Raw genomic sequence first — 24,352 nt, 5'->3', positions numbered from 1 at the left:
CCCATAAAATTTTAGTTTAACCACATGCCCAAGGATATAATCAGAAAAAAGAGATATAAAGTGGCCCTTTTACTGGAAACCTCAAATGCATATTCCAGAGGAATCATTAAAGGAATTTATAGCTACATAAAAGAGCATGATGACTGGGATGTATTTTTGGGCGAATATGGAAGGGGCGAGCCTAATCCAGAATGGCTACTTTCTTGGAAAGGCGACGGCATTATTGCACGTATTGAAAATAAAACCACGGCCGACCTCATACAACAAAGCAACCTTCCAACGGTAGATACAAGTTCCGCCAACTTGATTCCCAACATTCCTTGGGTCGAAACCGACGACGAAAAAATAGCCCAAGTGGCCTTAAAGCACTTACAAAATTGTGGATTCAAGCACTTTGCTTTTTTGGGAGCCAATTTTAACTGGTCCAAGTGGCGCTCAAGCCATTTTACAGACCTACTGGAACAAAATGGATTTATTTGTCATGAGCACCACATTTCTATTGATTTAAAATTGAATTTGGTAGCCGAGCAGAAGAAGATTGATTCTTGGCTGTCCAGTCTACCAAAACCTATCGGGATTTTTGCAGCCTACGACCAATTGGGAAGACTGATTATCGATTCCAGCCATAGACAGGGCTTTATGGTTCCAGAAGATATTGCTGTAATCGGTGTGGATAACGATCCTTTGATTTGTGAACTTTGTTCCCCGCCACTGACCAGTATTATACCAGACACGCACACCACAGGTTATTTGGCCGCCACCTTATTGGAACAACTAATGAAGAAAAAGAAAATAGACACCTTTTCGCACCGGATATCACCTTTAGGAATCAAAAAAAGGAGGTCTACTGAAGCCCTTGCCATCGAGGACCCCCATATGTCCAGGGCACTACATTATATATACGAACATGCCACTAGCGGCACCTTCAATATTGAAGATGTGTTGAACTTAGTTCCGATGACCCGAAGGGTTTTTGAGAAAAAGTTTGTGGAAATTGTAGGTCGAACACCTTATAAAGAAATGCAACGGGTACGTGTAAACCGATTGAAAGAACTGTTGACCGAAACCGAGCTTGGGTTATTTGATATTGCAGAAAAAACAGGTTTTGAACATATTTCCTATATGAGCTATCTGTTCAAGCGTGAAACTGGTATTTCCCCCATTGCATATCGTGAGGGTAAGTCAATAAAAAATTAAATTTGCCCGAGAGGCTTGCACGTTTTCAAGTAAAATGGGCTTTCAACACTTATGATACTCCAAAGGCAAAGTGGACCCTCTTACTACCAAGCTTGTTTTGATTGTCTTTGTCTCAAAATCATCCTCATGGACTTTGGCCTCTATCCTATCGATAAGTTTACTAGCGGATTTTTCCCCAATGTGACGCCCATGCTGACTGATCATAGTAACCGATGGAGTTACGTATTTCGACAACTCTCCATTGGTGAAACCGATAATCGAAATATCGTTAGGAATGGAATAGCCCTTGGTCCTAAGAATATCCATCACCTTGACCGTTGTGATTTCATCAAAGACCAAAATTCCGTTTAGCTTTTGGAAATCCAATGACAGGGATAAAATGAGTTCCATATCATCCTCAGCGCCTATGGGCACCACCATTTCTTCGTCAAAAACAAGTCCATTCTCCTCCAAGGCCTTTTTAAACCCATCTATTCTCAAATTCCCAATCGGGGAGTTGGCGATAGGATTCACAATTGCTAAATCCCTGCAACCTGTTGCCAAAAAATGTTTAGTCGCCTTATAGCCTGCTTCGAAATCATCCACCACAACTTTATCGCATTCAATTTTTTCGGTGACCCTGTCAAACATCACCAGAGGAATCTGTTTTTGCAGGAGTTCCCTAAAATGCCCTATATGGTCCGCTAGTTGAGTCTCTCCAGCTACCGTAGAAATGATAACACCATCTACCGCCCCGGAACATAGGAAGTCCAATATCTTTGCCTCCTTTTCAATGGATTCGTTGGTGCTACAGGTAATGATGCTATAGCCTCTTTTATCCGCAATCTGCTCTATCCCATAGAGCACTTGAACAAAAAAATAGTTCAGGATGTTTGGAATTACCACCCCAATGGTCTTGGTATTACGGTTCAATAGATTCAGGGCCACCCTATTAGGTTTGTAATGATTTTGTTTGGCATATTTCTGAATTCTCACCTTTAACTCTTCGCCGATCTCATGGCTATCATTGATTGCCTTGGAAACCGTTGATACGGAAACCTTGAAATGGGAAGCGATGGCTTTTAAGGTCAATTTGTTCATGGATACCATAAAATTAGTTTTAAAAGATAATGATTTTAAAGCATTGAAATAATCATAAATACATCGGCTAAAAAAGAAAAACCGCCCTTTGGCATAGGTATGTCTAGGGACGGCTTATAAAAAAGAGTAAATTATTTTTTAAAAGGATGAAACATTCACCTATACAAACTTTCCAACGATATTTTCATAAAGTTCTTGTTTGCCACTTATCTGCTTGGGCTCTCCTACATCAAGTGCATGATTGAACAAATCTGCAAATTCCAGTTTCCCCGATACGAATGAAGCTCCTTTTCCTTCTTTGAAGGAAGCATACCTTTCGCTTAGCAAATCCTCATAGTTTGATTCCTTCATAATGATATCTGCAGCCAACAATGCTCTGGCAAAAGTATCCGCCCCACCAATATGTGCATAGAAAATATCCTCCAAATCCGTACTGTTCCTTCTAGTTTTAGCATCGAAATTGACACCGCCTCCTTGAAGTCCACCGGATTTCAAGAAAACCAACATGGCCTCAGTAACTTCCAAAACATTGTTCGGGAACTGATCGGTATCCCATCCATTTTGATAGTCTCCTCGGTTGGCATCGATACTTCCCAACATTCCGGCATTGGCCGCTACCTGCAATTCATGCTGGAAAGTGTGTTGCGCTAAGGTCGCATGGTTGACCTCTATGTTCAATTTAAAATCATCCTGAAGTCCATATTCGCGAATAGAGTTAATGGACGTTGCTGCATCAAAATCGTACTGGTGCTTTGTGGGCTCCATAGGTTTGGGCTCTATAAAAAAGTTACCTTTGAACCCTTCCTTTCTAGCATAATCACGGGCCATCCCCAAGAACCTGCCAATATTATCCTGTTCAAGCTTCATATTGGTATTCAATAAGGACATATATCCTTCACGCCCACCCCAGAACACATAGTTTTCACCACCTAAAGCAATCGTAGCATCCAAGGCCATTTTTACTTGAGCGCCGGCATAGGCCAAAACGTCAAAATTAGGATTTGAAACCGCTCCGTTCATGTAACGAGGGTTCGAGAAACAGTTGGCCGTTCCCCAAAGCAGCTTAACTCCCGAAGCTTGTTGCTTTTCTTTCAGATAATCCACTACAGCGGACAATCTCTTCTCGGATTCCACTAAGCTGTCGGCTTCATCCACAAGGTCAAAGTCATGAAAGCAATAATAGTCAAAACCTATTTTGGTTACAAACTCAAACGCGGCGTCCGCCTTTTCTTTAGCGGCCTTAACTGGATTCTTATCGGTAGACCATGAAAATTTTTTGGTTCCAGGTCCAAATGGGTCTCCACCTGTTCCGCATAGCGTATGCCAATAGGCCATGGCAAATTTGAAATGTTCCCTCATGGTCTTTCCCGCGACCACTTGATCGGGATTATAGAACTTAAATGCCAACGGATTGTCCGAATCCTTCCCTTCAAATATGATATCACCTATACCTTTAAAGTATTCTTTGTTGCCTAAATGTGCCATTGTTATTTTGTTTTTAATATTAATTGTAGTTCATTTTTCCATTTTTCATATGCCTCCCGATAAGGTTCAATGTCCTTATAGGGCATATATGTCAATACATGGTCATTGTACATATAAGATTGAAACTTGTCATGCCCAAAATCGGATATGGAACATGCCCTGGCAGCCCCGATAGCACCAGTTGTATTGTATATTTCTATTTCTTCTTGAATGAGGGTTGCAATGGTATTGGAAAATATGGAAGACCTGAAAAGATTATCATTACCTGCACGGATAACCTTGGTCTGAATACCATCAGACCGCATAATTTCAATTCCGTATACAAACGAAAAAGCGATTCCCTCAAGAGCGGACCTACAAAGATGAGCCTTGGAATGCCGGTTCAGATTAAGGTTGACGATTCTTGTACCGATATCCTGATTGTTAAGCATGCGCTCTGCCCCATTTCCAAAAGGAATCACACACACACCATCGGAGCCTATCTCAATTTCAGAGGCCAGGTCGTTCATTTCTTCATATGAAGACACATCCAAATTGTTCAAAAGCCATCTATATTGGATACCTGACCCATTGATACATAAAAGCTTTCCTATTCTGATATGCTTATCGGGCCTATAGTTGACATGGGCAAAATTATTGACCCTTGAGCATTCCTTTACCGAAAGATTGTCCGTTACCGCATACACCACTCCAGAAGTACCGCCAGTTGTGGCAACCTCTCCCGGATTAAATACGTTAAGCGATAAGGCGTTGTTGGGCTGATCACCTGAACGATAAACGATGGGCGTCCCCTCCAACAGACCACTTTCTTTAGCCCCCATACTTGAGACCTTTCCTTGATCTCCAAAAGTTTCCACAACATCTGGAACCATATTTTCAGGGATACCATAATAGTCCAAAATATCATTTGATACCTGATTTTTTGAAAAGTCCCAGAATATTCCCTCGGAAAGACCTGATACAGTAGATGCAATTTTACCGCTTAACTTGTATGCGATATAGTCTCCGGGCAGCATGAACTTGTGGACTTTCGCAAAAACATCAGGTTCATTTTCACGAACCCAAGCTAACTTGGAGGCCGTAAAATTTCCAGGAGAATTCAATAGCATAGAGTCGCAATTCTCTTCACCTAATTCCGCATATGCCTTGTCTCCAATGCCCACTGCACGGCTATCGCACCATATTATAGAATTTCTAAGTGGTTTTCCATCAGCACCGACCACCACAAGACCATGCATTTGGTATGCTATACCTATCCCCAATATCTTATCGGAAGACACATTGTTCTCCTTTGAAATTCGCTGTATACCTTGGCAAACAAGACGCCACCATAGTTCGGGCTCTTGTTCCGCCCAACCCAATTTAGCTGCCTGCATCGACATTTCATTCTCCGGCTCTTGACCAATCGCCACCTTTTTGCCCGATGATTGTTCAACCAAAGCAATTTTAATTGAAGAGCTTCCCAAATCGATTCCTAAATAGTACATAGAAATATATTATTCAACTTTCGTTAAATGTAAAAAATGTACAAATCAAAATTTATGTAGAACAGAAATCAGCGTAAAATCAAAAGATATAGATTATTCGAAAGGACTAGAAAAAATTAGACCCATACAATTGAATATCAAAACATTAACATATATTACTTACTATTGATGGCAATCTCGAAATGGTTTTCGTAAATCATGGTTAGCGTAATACCTATATTCAGAAAAAACAATGGAAAATTAAAAACGAAGCACTTCAGATAAATTGACAAATAGAATATTATATCGAAATTTAGATACCGAAAAATTACATAAACTGACAAAAACACCAGCTACCAACGTTGGCTATATTCCCTTTAACTTGCATATGAAACAGGTAGTATCTTTAGGAAAACCATTAAATAGCCACCGGGAATTTTCTGCTAACTTATCCAAGGTATCAGAAGCCCATTGCTATATTTACGGGAAATAATCATTTGATTTTGATTGTAAATTAAGAGTGAACCTCTGCATGCAATAGGTCATGACTGAACCACTCATATGATTGTATGTTGTTGTAAATCAGAAACAAGCACTGAAATTCCAGAACCTGCACACCTTATTGCACGTTTAATATGAAAACGGGAATAAGAACATATCCATTTGATACTAAAAATACTGAAATCATTTTAAAGAGAGCCATATCTCTTTAAAAATTGAAGAATACCGATTTAACCACAGGATTAAACTGAACACAAAATTTCAATAATAACTCTTTTTGGTGCTTTATTTGATTAGACAATGTTTAGAGGAATAAATTCTAGATTTCTAACCCCCAAGACATGAACAAAGCTCTTTAATTAAAAAAAAGAAATTTCTGCTTTTGGAAAGCTATGATTCACCTCGTATTTTATCTAAAATATCATTTTTAATTAATTGTAAATCTTTATCTTTCTCTTCTATTTTCATGTTTTTAACAAGTTCAATGTATTGATATTGTTCAGGTAGTTTAAGATTTATTAATTCATTTGCAAAATGAACAATAGCCAAGTTCTTAAGATAGTCATTTTTTAAATTTGTTGCATTTTGGATAGCCCGTTTGTATAAATCTATTCCCAGCTCTAATTGTCCCTTTTTCAATGCCACTAACCCCAAGGTTGCTTGATATGTTATTTTACTGGCATCAGGGAGACCATTAATATCCAAACCAATCATTTGCTGAACATAGAAATCAAGCATTTCTGTATTACCTGATGTGGCTATATTATAAACCATATTATTTAACATAGTTGGATCCTTTGGATTAGCTTGAAGACCAACCTTACATAATGTAATAGCCGCATTCTTATCTTTTAACAAAGAACCAGCGATATACGAGCCTAAAATAACTGGTCTTTTAGAAAAAGGCATGTCAAGAAACCACTTTATTGAATTATAAAATGCCCCTGACCAATTTCCCCTTTCATAGAATTCAAGTGCTTGTGCCTCAAAAGGGTTAATTACTTTATCAAATGAAAATGGATTAATTTGTAACCTTTTATCATCCTTAGAAACCCATTCTAATTGTGCCAAACTATTATCATTGGGCATTATCATTGATTTATTAAATAGACCCTTTGCTCGTTTAAATGATCCTGTTTTAAGTTCCAGTGTCCCAAGTGAACTTGCAAGTTCAGTCAAATCAAAATCTGAAAAATTACCTGAATCTATAAGTTTTCTGCCTTCCTTAATTACAGGTGAAAACCTTCCCATAATTGAAGAAGTCGCTATGTGTGCAGAAATTAGCCAAGGGTCATACTTTAAATTCTCTGCCTTTCTAAGGTAGAATAGTGCTTTATCAAATTTTTCTTCATGAATGAAAAACCTAGTGGCCGACCTTAAAACAAACCTATTGTTGGGTGCCAGATGTAAAGCCGTAATAATTGCATTTTCCGCTTTTCGTGCATTTCCTTTCATTGCATACAAACGTGCAAGCTCAACCCATACAATTGGATTATTTATTTCATTCTTTGTTCTGTTTTTGGTTTTATTAATTATTTTGTGAAATAGTTTGTTATTAATAAACGTTTGGAATTCATTTATGGTTTCAACATCAATCTCCAACAACGAATTATTTAGAATTTTTGATGTCCCAAGCGTACTTGATTCAATTCTTTTGATTAGTTCATGAAGACTAGGTGAAGTTCGTTCATTATTTAATCTGACTAATTGAATCGCTTCTGATACATGGGGATTATGAATTCCTGAAACAAATGAAGAATTAATAATATCGGCAGCAGTTCCGATATTTTTATTAAGAATCCAGTCTTCTGTGGAGCGCTCAATAGTTAATTGAATAGGTTTAATCAACTTGTTTGATTGGTTAAGTTCGCCCAACTGAAGTGTTCTTTTGAAATCACGCCAGTTTGGAATAACCCTTCGCTCTTTTATTTCAAAGAAAACAGCCATTACTTAAGGTTGTATTTAGACCTTTTATATAACAAATCGAATTTGGAGACAATCCTTTCAAAATTGAACGGATTGAAGTTTGTTGCTGTACCTCCCTTTATATTTGAAGCTACAGTATTTGTCTTTGGATGACCTCTTTTATGGGGAATCGGAAAACAACAGTATGAAACAATTTCAGAAAGTTCATTCGAAAGTGTATTATCACTTATGTAAGATTTAAACTCCTTTACCCCCTTATAAAATGCATCAACCAAGTAGTCCTGAACATCTGCAAAAGTCCCTTGCCATTGTGTCCATTTAAACTTTGGGTCTAAATTCTTCCCTATTAATGCAGTCATATTGGTTCCCGAAAAGTAAAATACAATAAGACTTCCGAACAGATACATATCTGTAGAACGGACTCTAAAATTCCAATCTGGATCTATAAATCGATAAAGAAATTCAGGTGGTGCATAATTCAAATCACCAGGGAATGCGCCACCATTTTCATGGGGTGCTTCAATATCAGAACAAAGCGACCTACCTAAATCTCCAATCTTGGAAACAACTCCTTTCTCATACATTAAAATATTTGAAGGCTTCAAATCTTGATGTGCTATCTCCACTCCATGAAGTTGTTTAAGTCCAACCGCAACATTATGCAGTGAATTTAACTTCCAAACAATTTCTACATCCTTGCTAAAATTCATATGTGATCGAACATCACCATCAGATAATTCAAAAATCAAGTATGGAACATTTGGAATTGTGAAACCATCTAAAACCACCTCTCCCTCATCAATGACCATAGAAATTTTTGATAATTTGGATTCTTTACATCTCAAAAGCAAATCCCTCTCAAATTTAAATGCATCCGTTTGCTCTTTAATTACCTCAACAATTGATTTTCCATTAAACAGTTGAAAAAATGCATGAAAATTTAATGCCTTAAGAAAAGCTTGTTCATTTTCCCTAGAAACCACATAACAAACACTGAAAAATCCTCCTGTAGCCCCCGGTTTAGGCTCAACTTTTCTTAATACTTTTCCAACCATTTTTTAAGGTTTTGCCTTCTAGAGAATGTGCAGCATTATCTTGGCCTTTATTCATTTTAATTTGTTATCAGTTATGACTTATTGAATTATCAAACAGAGGCTATTATCCAACAATTTGTTGCCTAATAAGTTCGTATATTTCTATAACCAAATTTCCTCCTTAAAAGCAATTCTTACAAAGTACGGATTTTTGCTTATTTGACTAAGTTTAAATACATTGTTGTAATAACCATCTCTTATCGGCTTAAACAAGTTTACTCTTTTTTAAGTGAATTGATCTTCCGAAGCCCATTGTAAATACCCAGACCTTTAGGAAAGGCTTTGTAAAAAAATATATGCAAGTCTTTTAAATAAATCGATCGAATCTTTATAGTCAATGGGCTTATGTACTCTTTTGGTTTATATTAAAAAAAGAAACGAATTAAAAAGCGAACGAAGCAAAGCGAAGTGCTGCAAGCCCAAATACTTACCGAAACTAATGTACTGAGCGAGGTAAAACCTCAATTAGGAAGCTTTACATTTCCATATAATTCCTTCATCACTTCACAGGGGTCTATATCAATGGCCAATGAAATCAGGTAGAGTTCCTCCGCCCTTAGTTTTGTGGTCGGGTTGGAACTCAATTGACTTATCCTTGATTTACTTATACCTGTCCTTCTCGCAACTTCCGCTTTGTTGATGGACTTTTTGGCCAAATATAATCCTAGGTCTGTCATTATAGAATGAATGTAAAATTTTGATACATAAAGATAGATTTTAGATACACCTATATAAAATTTTATCTAATTCGTGTAGAAAATGAGTATTTATTTTATACATTAGTATAGAAATTCTACACGAATGGATTGAAATTCACCTTAAAGCTTTGACATATGGACTCCACAACCCACAAAAAGAATCAACTAGACCCTCAGATACAGGGGCTGTTATCGGATATCATCAAAGTAATTCCGAATGTTGTACAGGTCTATCTAAACGAAGGCCATGAAAAAAAGAACACCTTTAAATTCAGGTGGAACATCATTATTGATGCACCCAAAAATGACATCAACAACAAGTTTCTTCCCATTATCCAAGGGTTGTTTTTTGACCATCAAGATCATTTCCACAATCTCCTTTCCCATGATTACGCCAAAACAGAACTGGCTAATGGAAACCTGTTTTTCATCAACCATTGTCGATCCGAACATCTCATCTTTGGAAATCGGGATATTGGCTTTCCTTGGAACCAACTTGAAGACCTAACCAAGGAGAAAGTCCAGAAAAACATTCAGGAGGACTTTCGGACATCCTTGGCAGGCAGTTTATCCTTTCAAAAAGGGTTCAAATACTTCATGTCGGATAACAACCTTTCCCAAGCTGCCTTTATGGCCCACCAAGGGTTTGAACTGGGATACCGGGTCTTGGAAGGTTTTCTCTGCGGAAAGGTGAAAATCTGTCATAAGATAGAGGTCCATCAAAAGTTTTTGGAAAGGAACATAAACCGAACAAAGGGAATGTTCAATCTTGAGGACAACACGGAAATGGAGTTGTTGGAACTATTGGATAGGGCCTATTCCAGTTCAAGGTATGAAAACTCCTTCCATATTGAAAGGGGTCATTTGGACATTTTGGAACAAAAACTTGAATGTTTCTTGGAGGAAATCAAGCAATTGTTCGAAAAGGAACTTGAACTTTTACAGACTCATGATACAAATGGAAAAAAGGCTTTGCTCGAAACCCAAAATATAGAAGAGCCCAACCTATTGGACACGATCAGACAATTGAGCAAGGAAAACTTTGAAATGATGAGACCTGCAAATCGAAGGACAAAAAAAGGATATTATCTCAACCACGTTTATGTCCATAGTCACTTCTCTCTTTTCTACACCTTAAAATCGACCCTTAATGTATGTATCCTGGCCTTGGACGAGCAATGTGATATGACCTTGGACATCAAAAACATCAAAGAGGATGTAAAGACCGTACTGGAGTTTGCAAAGAACCTAATACCCTTGGAAGAGGGAAACTTTTTGGATGAAATGCGGGAACTCATGCTTTCCGATAAAGAAACCACAACTTAACAAAGTAGCCATGAAAAAGAACGAGGAAAGCCATAGTAATGAAAAGGAACTATTGGATAAAGTGATTGGTTTATTGAACCCAAGAAAACGTAGATATCATGGCAAGGATGAACCGCATGTCCAAGAAGTAGTGTTCAAGGTGGAAAACAATTCCGAACTGCGTTATGTCATCTCTTGTCTGTTAAGGCTGTGTATGTCCACCATTGACAATGAAAACGAACTCGACTCCCCAAGACTTCCCTTTCTATCCAAGGATGATGCGGTGATCACCATACTGGGGTTGGTCATTGATATTCTTCCAGATGACCAGTTGGATAGCTACGACCGAATAGAAAAACTCCTTTTGAAGAAATAAACATGATTGTCAACCTAAAAAAATGAACAATGAAACACAAAAAGAAGCAACTCAAAACTTTGAAGGACATACAAAAGCTCAGAAAAAATCTTACCGGACTGCTTGGAAACAAAAAGTCCATTGATCCCAAAGGAAACCATGTGTACTTCGAGGTCAGGGGCAACGACCACCTTTTGATGCAAATCAGAAGCCTATTGCAGCTCTGTGTATTCGCCATGGATGGTGATGGGATGATGTTGGCCCCTAAAAACAATAATGCCTCAAAGGAGGATAGTATTACCCAAGTATTGGAACTGGTACTTTGTATCCTTCCGGATAGTCAAATGTACTATATGGACAAGCTGGACGAAACGCTAACGAAACTTGAAAACAGATAATCCCATAAATCAATTCAAATACATCACATCATGAACCCAAACGAAGAAAAGCTCCTAAAGGATTTGAGACACCACTCAAATGACCATTCCCCGACATTGTCCCCACATCCATGGATCAAGGAAAAGTTCCAACCAACGTTCTTTTACCTTGACGGTCATGCCGATCTATTATTGACCGTTCGCGCATTGATATACCTTTCTATTAGGGCAATAAACCCAGAATTGGGTTCGGATGATGTTATGGAAAGGAACGAAGAAGAATTCATCCATCAGGCCATGACCATCGCCAACCGATTGATGCCTGTTGGGGAAGGGGCATTGATGGACCATTTGAACCTGTTCTATAGGGAAGAAAAGAAAGCCAAAAAAGGGGAATGATTAAGGAATAGAAAAGCATTTATTCATCAAACAAGTAGGGTTTAATATGATTTTTACGCTAAAAATTCCTTGATTTTACTGGGTTTAAAGCCATTTTACGCTAAAAACAATACCAATCTATAAATTTCAGTTGGTCAAAAGATGGAAGACATATCCATGCTTGACCCTAACGCCAAATAATCATTTTTTCATCAAAAATTCATTGATTTTACTGGCCTGAAAGCATTTTTTCACCAAAAGTGGGATAATGGTCGCGAAAATGTATTCCCTATGAGATTCTGCTATGGATATTCTTGGACAAACCTCAAAAAAGCATTTTTCCATTAAAAATTCATTGATTTCACTGGGCTGAGAGCACTTTTCCGTGAAAAACGCTTGAATCGCAATCAATTAAAATTTTCAAAAATCCCAATAAAAATGGGCTTTTCCAAAGGAAAATGAATTAATAGCGCTGCGTTAGCACGCTATCCTCTTGCTTCTCCTTTTTGTGCGCAAGCACAAAAATTATCGCACAACATGGTCTAAAAACCAGTTGCATTTTTATGTAAAAGTCAAATCAAATGGCGTACGGACTTTAGGAAAGTCAAATCAAATTGCCGTACTTTTTAATTGCTATACAACAGCGAATTAAATATATAAAAACCAATCCATTAAATACCGAAAAACCCAATCATTATGATTGGGTCGTATTGTTGGTAAAAAGGATTCAAAAACCCTAAGTTTCATATAATCTGGCCTCGTTTATTCCAGACTGTACAAACTGTGATCGAACCCATCTGGATAGTCTCTTGGGTCAAAGGGTACTTCCCCTTCCGTTTCGGATTCAAATGTTGTTGTTTCTGTTTCCATCGTTTGAAGATTTAAAGGATTCCGTTATCGGCAAAGCTGTAATAACGACCATCGGGTGCCAGGATGATATGGTCCAATACCTTGACATCAAAAAGCATTGCAGCCTGTTGGATTTTCTTGGTCAACTGTTTGTCCTGCTCACTTGCCTTTAACTGGCCGGACGGATGGTTATGTGATAAAATGATTCCGACGGACAAGGTTTTTAAAACAATGGCAAAGAGGATGCGCATATCCACCAAGGTTCCCGTAATCCCACCAATGGACAAGGGATAGATTCCTTTGACTTTATTCGATTGGTTGAGCAAAAGAATTTTAAAACATTCGTTCAATCCAATGGTGTCGGTATCCCAATTTTTGAAGAGCAATTGTGCCACATCATTTGAATTGGTGATGGAGTTCGATTGCAGGGTACTGAGTTTTTCCCTGTAGCTGATCTGTATTTCATTGACTTGCTGTTCCATGATCATTTCATTTTAGAATCAAAAAAGAAAGGGGCTCCAAAGAAACTTGGTTACCCCCTATCCTTATTAATCATTGGCACCTCCCAACAATAGAATTTCACTGGCAACGATCTCGGTCACATAACGTTTGTTTCCCTCTTTGTCCTCATAGGAACGGGAAGTCAATTTTCCTTCCACGGCAATCTCTTTGCCCTTGGTCACGAAACCTTCGATGATATCGGCCAGTTTCCCCCAACCGATGACCGTATGCCATTCGGTGTTGGTCACCCGTTCCCCTTCGGCGTTCTTGTAATGTTCATTGGTGGCCATGGTGAACCGTGCCACACGCTTCCCTTTGTCAAGGTCTGTAATGGTGGGGTCTTGCCCCACGTTTCCGATCAACTGCACTTTGTTTCTTAATGTACTCATGATATAAAGTTTTAAAGGCCTGCCGTCTTCCAGTATTGGATACATCAGCAAACAGGTTAAAAATTCCCCCTCTATTTTTTTGGTCTTTGTTTCCCAAATTTTAAGGGGCGTTTGTTTGCTTCTTACGTGCACAGCACAATAAAAGAAGGGGTTCTGTCAAGGCTTTTGGGCAGAAATCGGGAGGCTCCGCGACGTAGCAAAACCTTTAGCCATGCCTACGGCAGGCAAGGTTTTCAAGGAGGTGGAAACCCTATTTATGGACAAAACCTGTCTTGGCCTTGACAGGTTCAATGAGGGCCTTAGGAATTCCATCTGACCCATTGACAATTGAGCGTACGGGAAGTTAAGCGAGTGCAGGCGATGGTGTCCTGATGGGAAGTCCTTGGGCACTGCCCTGTTTTTCGATGCCCCGAAAAACAACCAGGGGCTTCTTTTATTACGGACCCCTTAAAATTTGATGGGCGGACGAACGGATTGTAGCTTTCCTCAGCAAAGCCCCAAGAAGGGTTTGCAAGGGAAGGGTACACCAAAAATCCGTTTGGACGACTTCCTTATTGGCCAAAAGAACTTTTGCCAACCCAAGACTTGCTTTTTAATCTGCTTGAAACAGCTCTCCCTGATTGGATTCATTTGAATAGGAATGGTCAACATACCAAGCAATCCATGAATGCATTATCTTTGGTAATCATGAGCGCGGAATACATCAAAATCTTTACCGATGAATGGGTCACTTTGGAAACAATTGGTGGTTTTTTACATACGGGTATCATACAATCCTCAAAGAACAATTTTGACCATTTTGAACACTATTCCACAGAAATCCAAGAACTACACGAAATCGTGATCACTTTGAAAGAAAAAGGAAAAGACCGATGGGATTTCCCAATTAAAATCAAGGACATCATTTCTATAGAAAGAGTGGATTGAACCTCTACAAAATTAGGTGCCGATTTTCGATATACCTCTTAAATGGGTTTTCTTTTCATGCGTTACTTGCCATGTAGCCCTTACTTTTTTAAGACAGCTCGTTCAATTTGCCGAGGGTCGGGTTTCAAGGGTTGTTCGAGGGTCGTGACCACCTCCAGACTGTAGTGCCCGAATTCATTTGTTACTGTACCATGGCATAAATAGATGCCCTTTTCAAGAATGGGGGTGGATTCCAACTGTCCGGGCATCATTGACAAAGTGGACTACGAAGAAATGTCCATTTCCTATGGATGACCATAAAAAAACGGGGCCTGTTTTCAGACCCCAAGTAATAAAAATCAATCTGTGAATGTCTTGGCTTGCTGCTCTAGGACAACTACCCTTTCCTTGATTCGTTCCTCACGTTTTTGCCGCTTCTCCGCAAATGTTTCCTCTATGTCTGAAATCTTTTTTCCATAAAAGGATTGCATCGCCACATAAAAGGACTGGTTGGTCATATTGTTGGTATGGTTGCTTTCCCCAAGGTGCACTTGCTGGGTCAACAAGAACCGTAGCAATTTAAATAAGGTCTCCTTTTTGAAGTTTTGTTTGAGCTGGGACAACAGTTCCTCTCGCGACAAATGGGAATCATCTCCAAGGAAATTCCCAAAATGTTCCCTTTGGCTATAGAATCCGATATTGTTCTCATATAATGAGATGGCGATGGCCACCATTTCATCTGTGGATAAGGGCTTCTTCCGATTGATATAATCGGTCTCCCGAATCACGTCCACCACCTCCTTGAACTGATGGTTGTTCTCAATCTGCTTTTTTCGAAGTTCCCGCTCATTGATCTTGATGATCTGTTCTTCTGGCGTACACTCGGCCATTTTTCGTTTCTCCAAGGACCTTGCCCCTGAATCCCCATCTTGAACTTCTTCCCTGACACTTACAAGAATGGTCTGTGTCAAGTAGGTATCCGTTTCCAGTAGAATACCCTTTTCAAAGCCATGATCTAGGGCATTGTCCCATGCCTTCTTTTCCTCAGTAAATGATTCCAAAGCCTCGGCTAAGAATTCAGCCAATTCTTCCTCGGTGTATTCATAGTTCCGGTGCTCCTCTTCAATATGTTCCATGGTAGGTTCAATGGGCTCCTTTAAAATGTTCAGTTCATTGGTCACATGTACTTCCAGCCCCTCATTTTCCATCTGGGCCATGACCCATTGGTTCCGTTCCTCGTCCACCCAGTATTTGTTGATGTTGGGTACCAGTTTCAATCCCTCCTTTTTTACTTTTTTCAAGAGGTTCATAAAGGTCTTGGTCTTTTTGTTCTCAAAACAGGATGTCCGTGTACAGACCATCTTCCCATCCCCGAACAGGTTGCCTTGATTGGCCGCATTGAACGGACATACATCACATGCCCCTGCTTTGGGCAACAAGGTTTTGTCGGTTACATCAAAACAGGCTTTGGTCAGGTCAAAGGTCCTGTTTTCGACCATCCGCTTTATCCGATGCTCATGATATGCCCCACCAAGGCTTTCCAGCATCATTTGTTGCTCCTCGGGTTCAAACAGGGCTACGGCCACTCCCAGGGAAATTGTCATTTCCCCTTTACGGACAAAAACCTTGAATCCCTCGATCAAAGCGGCCAATTTGATGCGCTGTCTGATATAGTTCTCCGAACGACCCAAACGTTTGGCTATCTCAGTGGGTTCATAACGATCCAATAGGAACTGTATGGCCTCGGCCTCCTCTGTGGGTTCCACATCTTTCCGTTGTAAGTTCTCAATGATTTGGACTTCCAGAATTTCATTGTCCCCAAAGTCTCGGACCAAGGCTGGAATTGTTGCCATTCCGGTCAATTTACTGGCACGGAACCGACGTTCCCCCCATCACTATGATATAGCCTTCATCGGATTTCCGAACCGTTATGGGCTGTAACACCCCATGTTCGGCAATGCTCTGTGCCAAATTATTGAGGCTTTCCGCATCAAAGGTTTTTCGGGGTTGTGTGGGATCTGGGGAAATTGAGCTGATTTCCAACATTTGGATTTGTGGAACAATATCCACTTTTCCGGCACTCTTGGTTTGCCCTTTCTTCGTTACTTGCCCATTGTTTCTCTTTTGGGCCGCTCTTTGTTTTGTTTGTGTTTCCATGATTTCTGGATTTTTGGTTAAACAATATTTGAGCGGTTACCAAGCGGAAGACAAAATATTGGAGTGGCAAGGAAACGGAATAAACAGTGACTTACGGAACGGCTTTATGCCGTCCCTTGTCCGAGAAAATTAGGCGAGCTTAACTTTGGTGAATATTGGTAAGAAAAAATATATCTGATTAGATTTTTGGAAGTTTCTGGGTTAAATCTCAGATCAGTATTTTGTCCATGATACGATACTGTCTTCAGCAACTTCAAAGTTTTTAATAGAATAAAACCAACTAAATACCATTTCTCCAATACTTTTATTGAGATATTATATTTCTGACAGTGCCAGTTAAACTTGAATTTTGAAACTTAAATTCTTTTCGAATCGTATCAATTTCGCATATAATCGTATCACAACGTATCATTTACACTATATCCATTATCGTATCAATTTCGTATATAATCGTATCATAACGTATCATATATAAATTGATTTTCTTAGTTTTGTAAGCATGAACAATGTACATACACTTAAAGTTTCATTGGATTGGAAGCTTTTATCGATCATCAGTAAAATAGATAGGTTCGATGCTGAATGGACTTTGATTGAAAAGAAGGAAGGCCAAAGCCTGAAACAATTAAAAGCTATAGCCACAGTACGCAGTGTTGGGGCATCTACAAGAATTGAAGGCTCCAAAATGAGTGACGAGGAGGTTGATGTTTTCCTAAAAAATCTGTCCGTTGAAAAAATAGAGGATAGGGATACCCAAGAAGTTGCAGGATACTTTGAAGTACTGGACCTCATTTCTGAATCCTTTGCCGATATTGACATTACTGAAAATTCCCTTAAAAATCTACACAACCAACTCTTAAAGTATAGTGAGAAAGACAAATGGCATAAAGGTGATTACAAACAACACAGCAATAGCGTGGAAGCAACCTTTCCTGGTGGCGCAAAACAAATCATTTTTGAAACCACACCTCCTGGTATTGAGACTGAAGATGCGGTACGGAAATTGATCGAATGGTTTAATGACGATACTGAAATCCACCCACTAGTCAAGTCTGCCATATTTTGCTATGACTTTGTCAGCATTCATCCCTTTCAGGATGGCAATGGCAGATTAAGCAGGTTACTTTCAACATTACTGCTCCTAAAGTACGGTTATAAATGGATCCAATATGTAAGTTTTGAACATGAGATAGAACATAGAAAAGCGGAGTATTATCAGGAATTAAGAAAATGTCAGGCACAAAGACCTAATGAGGATGTAACTACCTGGCTATATTTCTTCTTTGACGCCTTATTGAACATACATCAACAATTGATGGACAAGTTGACGGTTGAAGGTGTTGAATCCAGCCTTTCACCAAAAGAAAAATCCATTCTCGTTTTTATTACAGACCATCCCGGAACTAAATCAGGAGAAATTGCAAAAAAACTTGACATACCCAATCCAACAGTGAAAAGAATTTTATCTGAATTGGTCGACAAAAATCTTATCGAAAAATTTGGATCGGGTCCAGGCACCAATTATAGCCTAAATTAGTAGGTCAATTTGGTTCATTTAACTTCTGAACTGGGCATTCTTCAAAATACAGGAGGCACAATTAGCGAATTATGTCGAGGATGGGATATCTTTGCTGCTACTTTTATTCAAATCAATTGGGTACAATAAAAAACATCTGCAGTCTGATTCCCCTATTGTCCATCTATGCATGGACCATGGTTTTGGGCTATTGGTCCCCAGAACTGCCCACGGAATCCCAATCGAAAAGGACGGCCACATGGTACCAGCTCGATGGACGAACAGATGGTTCCCTACATGTGGTACCAACAAAATATTCGGATGGGGAACTGTCCGTGGATGCTGGAGACCCTGGAACACCGTTTCACCCTGCATCCATTGCATGGACCAAAAGTTTGTCCCAACCACTTGATGTAGCCCCCTTATCCAAATCGATTCTACATCTTCATGACCTGTACAAACAGGATCAAATCGACTTACTCTATCCTTTCCATTTTTTCTTTTGAGCCGATACCCTATCCATCAAAAGGTATCAATTGCCTTACTACATCCGGCGTATTGTTGACCGGGAAAGTTTCACATCACTTAAATTAAAAATAAATGGAAATTGGAATATGGGCCATTGGTTTGGCCATCATCGTTCTATGTGCCATACCATTCATAGCCATGGCCATAAACAAAAATAAAAAACAACGCCTTATGATCAAAGAACTACAAGATTTGGCAAAATCATATAGTAGCGATCTGGGCACATTTGATCATGGAATTGATTTTGCCATCGGCATGTCGACCGCTAAAAATTACATCTACTTCTACCAGAGCGGTATCGATGAACCTACCAAGGATTGTATAGCCGTCAACTCCGTCCTCGGTTGTCAGGTCCGAATGACCAAGCGACGCCTAAAATCAAAAAAGGGATTTGAGGAGGTGCTCCAAAAACTGGAACTGGAATTTGATTTTAATGATGGAAAAGTACCACCCGTTCGATGGTGTTTCTATGATACGGACAAGTATTACCAGCCCAATGGGGAACTGGGCTTGATCAAAAAATGGGAAAGCGATATACAACATGCCCTGAGCTTTTATAGCACCTAAGCAACATTAACATTGAACAATGGCCCCGTCATCGAAGCGGGGCCATTTAAAACAAATGGGTATAGGGCATCCCGATTACGGGCAAGATCGACTCAAACCTCCATTAACGAGAACTTCAGCAGTGTTTGAAGCCTGAACAGGTAACCAATTTAATGGTTGGGTGTTTTTTAAATTTACCATATGTCATCTTAAAAAGTGCATTATAACACACTTTCCATTGTTTTAATTACTTAGTATATAATCTTTACAATAAAACACCCCGGGGAAGTTCAGTAGAAGATTGGGCATTATGGAGCCACGTATGGTTCACCTTTTTAAGCCTTTCCAACAACAGCAAGACCTTGTGGAAAAATTGATTCAACGATCTTTCCTAAATCAGGAAACCAAGGATTTTTATCTTAAAGAATCTGTGTTTCGATGTGGGCAGCTCAACAAAACGTAAGGGTAGTCAATGATGAATTGACATGTTATTTATTCAGGTACACCCAAAACAGGTGAAAAGGAAGGGTTTTGAATTTAAAGTTTCATGGTAATGGAGATTGCTGAAATCAATACTCCATATCATTGGTCCCAAAAATCATAGTTTTGAACTTCCTAATGGATTGGAACGAAACCCTACAAAATGAAAATGTCGCAAATGTTGTCAATATTTGCGACATTTTAATATCAATGACAAAGGCCCTTTACTTATTTCAGAAAGGATTTTCTAAAGTTATTACCATCCTGAAACAAAACCACTATCACTTTCAGAATTGTTTCTGAGTACTGAACGCAGCCCTTCCATATCTGAACTGATTTTATCCTCCAAAACTCTAGCATAAACCTGTGTCGTTGTGATCTTGGTATGGCCCAACAACTTGGATACTGTTGCAATGGGGACCCCATTGGAGAGGGTGACCGTGGTGGCAAAAGTGTGCCTTGCCGAATGAAAGGTCAGGTTCTTATCAATCCCGATCCGTTTTGCCACCTCTTTGATATAGGTGTTCATTTTTTGGTTTACAAAAACGGGCAAAAGGTTATCTTTCCCTGTACCTGGAGCATCCTTATACCGCTCTAAGATCAGCATAGCCTCTTCCAACAAGGGAATCCGAAGCGGATAATTGGTCTTGGTCCGTTGTAAAAACAGCCAGAACTTGCCATCAATACCACGAACGACGTTGCCACTTTTCAATTTTTTGACATCACTATAGGAAAGGCCCGTATAACAGCAAAAGACAAATACATCCCGAACTATACGTTGACCTTCCTCTGGAACAAATGCCTTGACCAACGATTCAAGTTCGTGTTTCTCCAAAAATTCACTTTCGTGCTTATGGAATTTCAGTTTGTAACGGGCAAAAGGGTTTTTGTCCAACCATTCCAGATCCAATGCGAGATTCATCAGTTTCTTTAAACGGGATAGATGCTTCATCACCCCATTATTGTTCAAGGAGTTTGAACGTTGCAAGGATGGGCCCTTGCGAAGAAACTGCTCAAAATCGATAATAAAGCTATACCTCATATGTCGCAGGTAAATATCGCCCGTTCTTTGTTGCTTCATTAAAAATTTCTTGAGGTAGTTCTCAGTGGTATAATAATTTTTAAGGGTTCCTGGCCTTAAAGTACCGTCCATGTTCTCGTTGTGATAAGACACCAATTGCAATAAAGTTTTGTGCTTGGAATCCACTCCAAGGAACCTGGATTTAATGGATTGTGCCGTGACCAGTTCAAAATCGGATGACAATTGTTTGTGACATGCCAAAAGCTTGGCTTGTACCGTATCCAAATAGTTGTTCAATTGTTTTCCTTCAGAGGTTCTTAACCCCGTTTTTTTTGCTTTTGGGTCCCAAAAAGTTACCTGGGTCACTCTTTTAAGGCTGATTTCGGCACGTTTTCCATCTACGGTAATACGCGCATAAACTGGTGCCAGACCATCTTTTTCCTTGGCCGTATTAAGCCAAAAATGAATAGTAAAAGTTGTTGAAACGTCCATAGACTCTCACTTTAGGTGAATATTCGATTTTGTTTTGAAAGTCAAATCGAAGTGAAAGTCAAATGCTAAAGGTCACTAATTTAATAAAAAAAAACGAGCTTGGTTCGTCGGGCTATTGCTCCCCCTTAGGTAACCGAATAGGTAACCGAATTGGCCACTTATTAACAATTTTAAAGGAAATCAAATGAAATCAGAAAATATGTAAGTATCTGATTTTCATTTGATTTGCCTTATTTTGGTTTCTTTTGAAACCTATTTCGTCGGGATGACTGAACCATCCATATGATTGTATGTTATTCTAAATCAGAAACAAGCACTGAAATTTCAGAACCTGCACACCTTATTGCACATTTATCATGAAAATGAGAATAAGAACATATCCATTTGACACTAAAAATACTGAAAACAGTTCAAAATATACTAGACCGTGCAAAAATTTTAAGAATAATAAACAAATTTTGAAGGAAAGGAAATAAAATACACTGATAAAGGAGAGTAAATTATTTCAGGTCAATCTACAGAATTTTGAATCATATTGAAAACCCTTTGAATAATACTCCTTTTTTTGTCTGATACCCCAGTGCAACATTTGCAAAAAATGAAAGTTATAGTCTAAATCAATTATTTGTACATTTGAATTGTGGAGAAATTTGGAGAAATAGAAATCCGAGTAGTAGGAAAATCAGGACACAAAGACTTAAGTCCTGAGAACTATGACATAAAGCAAATTGCAGCTATACTGCAAAATGTAGAGGATTTGCTGTACCCAAACAATAAAAAGGACCGTCCGATAATAACTTATGATATTGAAGAAGGTTCGGTAAGACATAAATTCAAAACCACTATTCAAGCAATAATTGGTTTTAGTGCAATTTTATCCCAAGTTCAAGCTAATAATTCAATAGACTTTTTGGAATTAAAAACAGCAAGAGCAATAGAGAACATTCAAAATTTATCGCGCCAAAAAAATTATGAATTTCAAATCAAAACTTCCTTAAAAGAAGATTATGAATTGACGATAAATCCTTCAACACGTTTTGTTCAAACTGAAAAAACTTGGGTAGAGGCGGAACTTTATTTTTATGGTATCCTTAGAGATGCTGGAGGCAAAAGCAAAGCTAATATTCATCTGGATACACAAGATTATGGCTATTTGGCAATAGAAACAGGACAAGAATTTCTAAAAGAAAGAGAAGAAAATTTACTTTATAGAAGATTTGGCGTAAGAGCACTAGGGCTTCAGAATGTTGAAACTGGAGAAGTGGATACAAAGTCATTAAAGCTTTTGGAATTAATAGACTATAACCCAAAATTCGATAAAACTTATTTAAACAGTCTAATCGAAAAAGCAAAGAAGAGTTGGAAAAATATTAATCCTGATGAGTGGATATTAGATATTAGAGGTAGTTATGAAGCATAGTGTTTTACTTGATACTAGTTTCTTTATTCGTCTACTCAATGATGAAGACAAACTTCACCAAAACGCCCTTGGCTACTATAAATATTTTCTTGAAGAAGAAATCACATTAAAAGTTTCTACTGTAACAATAGCTGAATATTGTGTTTTAGGCAAATTAGATGATTTACCACTTGTAAATATTCAGATTTTACCATTAAACCTCGCAGAAGCCCAAAGAGCTGGAGAATTTGCCAAAATAATATTCGCAGAAAACAAAGTTAGCTTATCAAGTCTTCATCCAAGAGCTATTATACCAAATGACGCAAAACTATTTGCGCAAGCAGATGTAGATAAGACAACAACACATTTTGTTACATCAGACGTTCGCTCCAAAGGTACATTAGAACTCCTCAAAAAAGGATTGAATCCTAAGTTTGATATTATCAGTATAGATATTCCTTACACGGAAACCTTTGGTATTCTCGACTTATAAAAAGTCGCACAACAAAAGTAACTGTTGCACAAGCCATTAAAGAGCGAACGAAGCAAAGCGAAGTGCTGCAAGCGTCCCAAAACTTACCAAACTAATTTACTGAGCGAGGCAGAATAACTCTATTTTATAAGCTTTTCCAAATAAGAAACCTTGTCCTTTTCTGATTGTAATAAACGCTCATAAAGTTTCTTGTTTTCTTCGTAGGCTTCTATAAGTTTATCCAATGGATTAAATGTGCAGTTGTAATTTAATGAAGATGAATTATCATTATACGTATTGCCAATAATTGTGAAAACAACCTCCTCAGAAAAATTTTCAATCCCTTCCTTGGTCACGCCCAAGGCCTTGGCTATCTCTTCCAGTTTCACATCATCCACCTTTTCGCTGTTCTCAATATTGGAAACGGCCTGTTGGCTGATGCCCAGTTCTTCGGCAAGGGTTTCCTGTTTCATCCCACGAAGTTCCCTGATCCTACTGATCTTTCTGCCTATATGGTTGTTTTTGGTCTTTGTCTGCATATCTCAAATATAGGGTGTTTCGTACAATAATCCGATTGTAAAATACAAAACAGTTTCAATAAAATACAAGTGCCCATGGTAGGGTACTTGGGAACATGGCCTTAATATGGTCAGCGATTCTCGAACCCTTTAAACAACAATCTTATGAAATATGACACAAACATACCAGAAAACTTTGAAAAAGCCGAAGAGCTGTCCGAATTGCTCGACAGCATCCTGAACATCATAACCATTGACAGTGCCTTTTTGTCCAAAAAACAGAAGGAGGGCAATACCGAATATTATTTCCTTACCCTTTTTGTGGATGTCAATAATGATCCTCTCCCTAATGAGATACGTACCCTAGTAACCAAAAAAGGAAAGAAGCATCCCGATTTCAGGATAAGGGTCTATACGGAAAGCCAATCCGAAGTAGGCCTTGAAAGGGGTTCGCTCTATTTCTTGGAACATTGCTGTCTGGGAGAGACTGTTTTTGCTCGCTTACAAGGAGGAAACATTATGGATTACCCCACAATGGCATACGAGACCCTTATCAAAAGGGCCATTCGATATCTTAAATCCGAATCGGCAAAAGTAAATGCCTTTGCCAATACTGCCGACATCCTGATAAAGGAAGGGGATTATGCCATTGCCACCTTCAACATGCACCAGGCCTTTGAGCTTTCGTTCCGTTTCATTGAACAGATGTGCATAGG

Annotated in this window: 23 protein-coding genes and 1 pseudogene; 12 read left to right on the top strand and 12 right to left on the bottom strand. The window is 38.8% G+C overall.

Annotation, left to right across the window (positions count from 1 at the left end; translation table 11 throughout):
• Nucleotides 1–24 precede the first annotated feature (24 nt).
• Nucleotides 25–1,197, top strand: coding sequence for a XylR family transcriptional regulator (locus AC13CS_RS18050; RefSeq protein ID WP_290574843.1), 1,173 nt, complete (start codon nt 25–27; stop codon nt 1,195–1,197).
• A gap of 42 nt (nt 1,198–1,239) precedes the next feature.
• Here AC13CS_RS18050 and AC13CS_RS18045 read toward each other — a convergent pair whose 3' ends face one another.
• The 6 genes from AC13CS_RS18045 to AC13CS_RS18020 all read right to left on the bottom strand — a co-directional run bounded on the left by AC13CS_RS18045 (nt 1,240) and on the right by AC13CS_RS18020 (nt 9,426).
• On the bottom strand, nt 1,240–2,286 hold the full coding sequence (locus AC13CS_RS18045) for a LacI family DNA-binding transcriptional regulator (RefSeq protein WP_293167276.1): 1,047 nt from the start codon (nt 2,284–2,286) through the stop codon (nt 1,240–1,242).
• A gap of 150 nt (nt 2,287–2,436) precedes the next feature.
• The gene (gene xylA, locus AC13CS_RS18040; protein WP_293167277.1) at nt 2,437–3,762 is read right to left on the bottom strand and encodes a xylose isomerase; all 1,326 of its coding nucleotides are present in this window, start codon (nt 3,760–3,762) and stop codon (nt 2,437–2,439) included.
• Nucleotides 3,763–3,764: 2 nt separating this feature from the next.
• Nucleotides 3,765–5,249: an FGGY family carbohydrate kinase gene (locus AC13CS_RS18035; protein WP_293167278.1), complete on the bottom strand. Its 1,485-nt coding sequence runs from the start codon at nt 5,247–5,249 to the stop codon at nt 3,765–3,767.
• Nucleotides 5,250–6,119: 870 nt separating this feature from the next.
• Complete coding sequence (locus AC13CS_RS18030; protein WP_293167279.1) at nt 6,120–7,676, bottom strand: tetratricopeptide repeat protein; 1,557 nt, start codon at nt 7,674–7,676, stop codon at nt 6,120–6,122.
• Nucleotides 7,676–8,710 (bottom strand): protein kinase domain-containing protein, encoded by a 1,035-nt coding sequence (locus AC13CS_RS18025; protein ID WP_293167280.1) that lies wholly within the window; start codon nt 8,708–8,710, stop codon nt 7,676–7,678. The genes AC13CS_RS18030 and AC13CS_RS18025 overlap by 1 nt, the downstream gene beginning before the upstream one ends.
• Before the next feature lie 500 nt (nt 8,711–9,210).
• Nucleotides 9,211–9,426, bottom strand: a complete 216-nt coding sequence (locus AC13CS_RS18020; protein ID WP_207031515.1) for a helix-turn-helix domain-containing protein — start codon at nt 9,424–9,426, stop codon at nt 9,211–9,213.
• Between the two features lie 156 nt (nt 9,427–9,582).
• On the opposite strand from AC13CS_RS18020, the gene AC13CS_RS18015 reads away from it, so the two are divergent.
• The 4 genes from AC13CS_RS18015 to AC13CS_RS18000 are packed head-to-tail and all read left to right on the top strand — an operon-like array spanning nt 9,583 to nt 11,883.
• Complete coding sequence (locus AC13CS_RS18015; protein ID WP_293167281.1) at nt 9,583–10,773, top strand: hypothetical protein; 1,191 nt, start codon at nt 9,583–9,585, stop codon at nt 10,771–10,773.
• 10 nt (nt 10,774–10,783) lie between these two features.
• The gene (locus tag AC13CS_RS18010) at nt 10,784–11,128 is read left to right on the top strand and encodes a hypothetical protein (protein WP_293167282.1); all 345 of its coding nucleotides are present in this window, start codon (nt 10,784–10,786) and stop codon (nt 11,126–11,128) included.
• A gap of 29 nt (nt 11,129–11,157) precedes the next feature.
• Nucleotides 11,158–11,505, top strand: a complete 348-nt coding sequence (locus AC13CS_RS18005) for a hypothetical protein (RefSeq protein ID WP_293167283.1) — start codon at nt 11,158–11,160, stop codon at nt 11,503–11,505.
• Between the two features lie 30 nt (nt 11,506–11,535).
• Nucleotides 11,536–11,883 (top strand): hypothetical protein, encoded by a 348-nt coding sequence (locus AC13CS_RS18000; RefSeq protein WP_293167284.1) that lies wholly within the window; start codon nt 11,536–11,538, stop codon nt 11,881–11,883.
• A gap of 860 nt (nt 11,884–12,743) precedes the next feature.
• On the opposite strand, the gene AC13CS_RS17995 is transcribed toward AC13CS_RS18000, so the two are convergent.
• Nucleotides 12,744–13,193, bottom strand: coding sequence for a JAB domain-containing protein (locus tag AC13CS_RS17995; protein WP_293167285.1), 450 nt, complete (start codon nt 13,191–13,193; stop codon nt 12,744–12,746).
• Nucleotides 13,194–13,259: 66 nt separating this feature from the next.
• Complete coding sequence (locus tag AC13CS_RS17990) at nt 13,260–13,601, bottom strand: single-stranded DNA-binding protein (protein ID WP_293167286.1); 342 nt, start codon at nt 13,599–13,601, stop codon at nt 13,260–13,262.
• 663 nt (nt 13,602–14,264) lie between these two features.
• Here AC13CS_RS17990 and AC13CS_RS17985 point away from each other — a divergent pair.
• Nucleotides 14,265–14,528, top strand: a complete 264-nt coding sequence (locus tag AC13CS_RS17985; protein WP_293167287.1) for a hypothetical protein — start codon at nt 14,265–14,267, stop codon at nt 14,526–14,528.
• A 338-nt stretch (nt 14,529–14,866) separates the two neighbouring features.
• On the opposite strand, the gene AC13CS_RS17980 is transcribed toward AC13CS_RS17985, so the two are convergent.
• On the bottom strand, nt 14,867–16,360 hold the full coding sequence (locus tag AC13CS_RS17980; protein ID WP_293167288.1) for a partitioning protein: 1,494 nt from the start codon (nt 16,358–16,360) through the stop codon (nt 14,867–14,869).
• A gap of 10 nt (nt 16,361–16,370) precedes the next feature.
• Nucleotides 16,371–16,664: a ParB N-terminal domain-containing protein gene (locus tag AC13CS_RS17975; RefSeq protein ID WP_293167289.1), complete on the bottom strand. Its 294-nt coding sequence runs from the start codon at nt 16,662–16,664 to the stop codon at nt 16,371–16,373.
• Nucleotides 16,665–17,163: 499 nt separating this feature from the next.
• On the opposite strand from AC13CS_RS17975, the gene AC13CS_RS17970 reads away from it, so the two are divergent.
• From AC13CS_RS17970 to AC13CS_RS17960, 3 genes are all read left to right on the top strand, one after another.
• Nucleotides 17,164–18,201 (top strand): Fic family protein, encoded by a 1,038-nt coding sequence (locus AC13CS_RS17970; RefSeq protein WP_293167290.1) that lies wholly within the window; start codon nt 17,164–17,166, stop codon nt 18,199–18,201.
• 116 nt (nt 18,202–18,317) lie between these two features.
• Complete coding sequence (locus AC13CS_RS17965) at nt 18,318–18,686, top strand: hypothetical protein (RefSeq protein ID WP_293167291.1); 369 nt, start codon at nt 18,318–18,320, stop codon at nt 18,684–18,686.
• Between the two features lie 94 nt (nt 18,687–18,780).
• Nucleotides 18,781–19,275 (top strand): hypothetical protein, encoded by a 495-nt coding sequence (locus AC13CS_RS17960; protein WP_293167292.1) that lies wholly within the window; start codon nt 18,781–18,783, stop codon nt 19,273–19,275.
• Between the two features lie 715 nt (nt 19,276–19,990).
• Here the strand turns inward: AC13CS_RS17960 and AC13CS_RS17955 are convergent.
• Nucleotides 19,991–21,247, bottom strand: coding sequence for a site-specific integrase (locus AC13CS_RS17955; protein ID WP_293167293.1), 1,257 nt, complete (start codon nt 21,245–21,247; stop codon nt 19,991–19,993).
• A 640-nt stretch (nt 21,248–21,887) separates the two neighbouring features.
• Here AC13CS_RS17955 and AC13CS_RS17950 point away from each other — a divergent pair.
• The gene (locus tag AC13CS_RS17950; protein WP_293167294.1) at nt 21,888–22,667 is read left to right on the top strand and encodes a hypothetical protein; all 780 of its coding nucleotides are present in this window, start codon (nt 21,888–21,890) and stop codon (nt 22,665–22,667) included.
• Nucleotides 22,657–23,139, top strand: coding sequence for a PIN domain-containing protein (locus AC13CS_RS17945; RefSeq protein WP_293167295.1), 483 nt, complete (start codon nt 22,657–22,659; stop codon nt 23,137–23,139). The genes AC13CS_RS17950 and AC13CS_RS17945 overlap by 11 nt, the downstream gene beginning before the upstream one ends.
• Before the next feature lie 119 nt (nt 23,140–23,258).
• Here AC13CS_RS17945 and AC13CS_RS17940 read toward each other — a convergent pair whose 3' ends face one another.
• Nucleotides 23,259–23,657, bottom strand: a complete 399-nt coding sequence (locus tag AC13CS_RS17940; protein WP_293167296.1) for a helix-turn-helix domain-containing protein — start codon at nt 23,655–23,657, stop codon at nt 23,259–23,261.
• A 144-nt stretch (nt 23,658–23,801) separates the two neighbouring features.
• On the opposite strand from AC13CS_RS17940, the pseudogene AC13CS_RS17935 reads away from it, so the two are divergent.
• Nucleotides 23,802–24,352 (top strand): annotated as a pseudogene (locus AC13CS_RS17935) (HEPN domain-containing protein); the annotation flags it as partial.

It is taken from the genome of Flagellimonas sp. B-3, assembly GCF_056857835.1.
The sequence above is the reverse complement of the archived record's forward strand: the minus strand, read 5'-3'. Positions and strand labels throughout refer to the sequence as shown.

Bases quoted from the DNA above. Each gene is read 5' to 3' on its own strand.
- AC13CS_RS18050 (WP_290574843.1), top strand. From the start codon at position 25: ATGCCCAAGGATATAATCAGAAAAAAGAGATATAAAGTGGCCCTTTTA.
- AC13CS_RS18045 (WP_293167276.1), bottom strand. From the start codon at position 2,286: ATGGTATCCATGAACAAATTGACCTTAAAAGCCATCGCTTCCCATTTC.
- xylA (WP_293167277.1), bottom strand. From the start codon at position 3,762: ATGGCACATTTAGGCAACAAAGAATACTTTAAAGGTATAGGTGATATC.
- AC13CS_RS18035 (WP_293167278.1), bottom strand. From the start codon at position 5,249: ATGTACTATTTAGGAATCGATTTGGGAAGCTCTTCAATTAAAATTGCT.
- AC13CS_RS18030 (WP_293167279.1), bottom strand. From the start codon at position 7,676: ATGGCTGTTTTCTTTGAAATAAAAGAGCGAAGGGTTATTCCAAACTGG.
- AC13CS_RS18025 (WP_293167280.1), bottom strand. From the start codon at position 8,710: ATGGTTGGAAAAGTATTAAGAAAAGTTGAGCCTAAACCGGGGGCTACA.
- AC13CS_RS18020 (WP_207031515.1), bottom strand. From the start codon at position 9,426: ATGACAGACCTAGGATTATATTTGGCCAAAAAGTCCATCAACAAAGCG.
- AC13CS_RS18015 (WP_293167281.1), top strand. From the start codon at position 9,583: ATGGACTCCACAACCCACAAAAAGAATCAACTAGACCCTCAGATACAG.
- AC13CS_RS18010 (WP_293167282.1), top strand. From the start codon at position 10,784: ATGAAAAAGAACGAGGAAAGCCATAGTAATGAAAAGGAACTATTGGAT.
- AC13CS_RS18005 (WP_293167283.1), top strand. From the start codon at position 11,158: ATGAAACACAAAAAGAAGCAACTCAAAACTTTGAAGGACATACAAAAG.
- AC13CS_RS18000 (WP_293167284.1), top strand. From the start codon at position 11,536: ATGAACCCAAACGAAGAAAAGCTCCTAAAGGATTTGAGACACCACTCA.
- AC13CS_RS17995 (WP_293167285.1), bottom strand. From the start codon at position 13,193: ATGGAACAGCAAGTCAATGAAATACAGATCAGCTACAGGGAAAAACTC.
- AC13CS_RS17990 (WP_293167286.1), bottom strand. From the start codon at position 13,601: ATGAGTACATTAAGAAACAAAGTGCAGTTGATCGGAAACGTGGGGCAA.
- AC13CS_RS17985 (WP_293167287.1), top strand. From the start codon at position 14,265: ATGAATGCATTATCTTTGGTAATCATGAGCGCGGAATACATCAAAATC.
- AC13CS_RS17980 (WP_293167288.1), bottom strand. From the start codon at position 16,360: ATGGCAACAATTCCAGCCTTGGTCCGAGACTTTGGGGACAATGAAATT.
- AC13CS_RS17975 (WP_293167289.1), bottom strand. From the start codon at position 16,664: ATGGAAACACAAACAAAACAAAGAGCGGCCCAAAAGAGAAACAATGGG.
- AC13CS_RS17970 (WP_293167290.1), top strand. From the start codon at position 17,164: ATGAACAATGTACATACACTTAAAGTTTCATTGGATTGGAAGCTTTTA.
- AC13CS_RS17960 (WP_293167292.1), top strand. From the start codon at position 18,781: ATGGAAATTGGAATATGGGCCATTGGTTTGGCCATCATCGTTCTATGT.
- AC13CS_RS17955 (WP_293167293.1), bottom strand. From the start codon at position 21,247: ATGGACGTTTCAACAACTTTTACTATTCATTTTTGGCTTAATACGGCC.
- AC13CS_RS17945 (WP_293167295.1), top strand. From the start codon at position 22,657: ATGAAGCATAGTGTTTTACTTGATACTAGTTTCTTTATTCGTCTACTC.
- AC13CS_RS17940 (WP_293167296.1), bottom strand. From the start codon at position 23,657: ATGCAGACAAAGACCAAAAACAACCATATAGGCAGAAAGATCAGTAGG.